The sequence below is a fragment of the bacterium genome (assembly GCA_021372775.1).
In the GTDB taxonomy this organism is placed as follows: domain Bacteria; phylum Acidobacteriota; class Polarisedimenticolia; order J045; family J045; genus JAJFTU01.
Window position 1 is genome coordinate 1 of record JAJFTU010000235.1, and the last position, 2,396, is coordinate 2,396.

Annotated in this window: 2 protein-coding genes; one reads left to right on the top strand and one right to left on the bottom strand. The window is 76.5% G+C overall.

Translation table 11 applies throughout. The features are described from left to right. A partial coding sequence (locus LLG88_08440; GenBank protein MCE5246931.1) for a response regulator occupies positions 1 to 994 on the top strand: 994 nt, incomplete at its 5' end. A 15-nt stretch (positions 995 to 1,009) separates the two neighbouring features. Here LLG88_08440 and LLG88_08445 read toward each other — a convergent pair. Further along, positions 1,010 to 2,396 (bottom strand): tetratricopeptide repeat protein (locus tag LLG88_08445; protein MCE5246932.1); only part of this gene is annotated, 1,387 nt, incomplete at its 5' end.

Below are 2,396 nucleotides of genomic sequence, written 5' to 3' on the forward strand. Positions count from 1 at the left end.
GCGCGCGGCGCTGCTCGTGCGGCAGATGCTCGACTTCGCCGGGCGCGGCGGCGGGGCGCGCGCGTCGCTCGACCTTTCGCGGACGGTCGCCGAGGTCGCCCATCTCGTCGAGGCGGCGGTGCCGAAGAGCGCGAAGCTGGAGCTCGACCTCGCGCCCGAGACGCCGGCGATCCGCGGCGACGCGGCGCAGATCGTCCAAGTGGCGATGAACCTCGTGATCAACGCCGGCGAGGCGCTCGGCGGCGAGGGCGGAACGGTGCGCGTCGCGACGGGAGTCCGCGCCCTCGACGGCGACGCGCTGGTGGACCAGTGGACGCGGGAGCGCCGCGATCCTGGCGACTACGCCTTCCTCGAGGTCGCCGACACCGGCTGCGGGATGGACGAGGAGACGCTGGCGCGGATCTTCGACCCGTTCTTCACGACGAAGTTCGCGGGGCGCGGCCTCGGGCTCGCCGCGACGCTGGGGATCGTCCGCGGCCACGGCGGACTCTTGGACGTGAAGAGCGCGCCGGGCGCGGGAACGACGTTCACGGTCTACCTCCCGCTCTCCGCCGGCGACGCCGACTCCGCGGCGGCGCGCGCTCCGTCGTCGTTCTGGCGCGGACGCGGCACGGTGCTGATCGCGGACGACGAGCCGTTGGTGCGCGAGGTCGCGCGGCGAATGGTCGAACGCCTCGGCTTCGACGCGCTGCCCGCGGCCGACGGGACGGAGGCGGCGGCGATCTTCGACGCGCGGCGGGACGATCTGGCCGCGGCGCTGATCGACCTGACGATGCCCGGTTTGTCCGGACCCGAGCTCTTCCGGCGCATCGCCGCGGCGCGTCCCGACCTGCCGGTCGTCGTCGTCAGCGGCTTCTCCGAAGCGGAGGCGCGCCGGCGCGTCGGCGACCCGCCGCCGGCCGGATTCCTGCAGAAGCCGTTCGAGTTCGATCAGCTGCGCGCCGCGCTGCGCGCGGCGGTCGAGCGCGTCTCGGGCGCCGCGGGCGAACGCTGAGCGGCGGCGCGCCGCTCAGCGCTTTCCCGGATCGAGCTGCGCGAAGAAGGCCCTCGCCTCGGCGTTGTTCGGGTCGGCCTCCTGCACCTTGCGGTAGCCGGCGAGCGCCTGGCTGACGTGCCCCTGCCGGTTCTCCTCCCGCGCGACGGCGAGCAGCAGCTGCAGCCGCTCCCACTTCGTCATGCCGGCCGGGTGGTCGAGCGCCTCGGCGTAGAGGCGCGAGGCCGCGGCCGAATCGCCGCGCGCGCCGGCGATCTGCCCGCGGACGAGCAGGCCGTAGCGCGGCGAGGCGCCGAGGCGGGCCATCTCGCCGAGCGCGGCCTCCGCTTCGTCGAGACGCTTCAGCGCGAGCAACGTGCTGATCCGCAGCTGCACCGCGTTGTAGCGGTCGTTCCTCTTCGGCGGAAGCGGCCGCGCGTCGAGCGTCGCCAGCGCGAGGTCCGGCCGCTGGCGCCAGAGGTACGTGCCCGCCAGCTCGCGCCGCAGCGCCGGGTCCTCGGGGTTCCGCGCCACGGCGCGCTCGAAGACCATCTGCGCCCCGGCGAGGTCCTGGCGCGTGCCGCGCAGGTAGAGCCCGAGGGCGAGCGCCGCCCCCGGCTTGTTCGGCGTCGCCGCGAGCAGGTCCTCGAGCGCCGCGTCCTTGCCGCCGAGGGTGTCGTAGACCGCCGGCGCGAACGACGCGTCCATCGCCAGCAGGCGGCGGAACTGCGCGAACCCGCGCGCGCGGTCGCCGAGCGCCAGCCAGTAGCGGCCGACGCGCAGCCGCAGCGGCCGGTTCGCCGGATCGAGCGCCGAGGCGCGTTCGAGATAGTGGCGCAGCGCCTCCGGCGCGCCGGCGGGGGCGCGGTCGCCGAGCGCGAGGCTCAGCGCCTCGCCGCTCTCCCAGGCGGCGATCTGCGCGTCGGCGCGCAGCGGAGCGCGCGCGGCGGCGCGCTGCGCGGCGAGGTAGGCGAGGCCGAGCCGGCGGGTCTCCGCCGCGCCGGGGGCGCGGTCGCCGAGGCGCGCGAGGACCTCCTGCGTCTCGGCCTGCGAGTACTCGCGCAGCTGGTCGGGGGAGGCGAACGCGGGCAGGGCGCGGAGCGTGCCGGCGCCGAACGTGCGCGCCGTCCAGAACGTGGCGAGTCCGAGGACGGCGAGTCCCGCGGCGAGCGCGGCGAGGACGATTCCGCGCGCCGCCCCCGGCTTGGACGGGATCCGCTCCGCCGGGGCGGGATGCCAGAGGAGCGGCGCGAGCAGCGCGCCGGCGAGGAACGCCGCGGGAACGGCGACGCCGGGCAACTGCAGCGAGAACTCGGCGATCTCGTGGATGCACAGCGCGGCGAGCCCCGCGGCGAGGGCCAGCGTCAGCGCGCGGTCGCGGTGGCCGCCGAAGACGCGCGCCGCGCCGACCGTCAGGAAGACG